The sequence below is a fragment of the Kitasatospora sp. SC0581 genome (genome assembly GCF_048159585.1).
Classification (GTDB): Bacteria; Actinomycetota; Actinomycetes; order Streptomycetales; family Streptomycetaceae; genus Kitasatospora.
Genome location: NZ_JBLRWA010000336.1, coordinates 1 through 310 on the forward strand (window position 1 = coordinate 1; position 310 = coordinate 310).

General features: G+C 48.7%; 1 protein-coding gene. It reads right to left on the reverse strand.

Features of this window, described 5'->3' with window-relative positions; genetic code table 11:
- A partial coding sequence (locus tag ACLWS4_RS38355; protein ID WP_416876620.1) for a cytosine permease occupies positions 1-310 on the reverse strand: 310 nt, incomplete at both ends.

The window sequence follows — 310 nt, forward strand, 5'->3', positions numbered from 1 at the left end:
CCCGTACCTGCCAAAGCCCGTCCACCGGGATAGCAGGCTGGTTGACATCCCTTCTTTTGCACCCGCATAGCCAAGCAGAAAACTAATGACTTCAAGGATGACACTGCCGAACATCGTTGCCCAAAAAGCCTGCCAAAAGTTCATCCCGTATCCTAATGAAGCCCCCAGAATAAATTGTGAAATCGTTGATAATGAGCAAACCCGGAAAATGGTGATATTCCACAACGATTGTCGGCCGGACGACGGCACCCGGGACAGAGCATAATCATCACCAAGACTTGATTTTTTTTGCATTTTGCAGCCTCCGTTT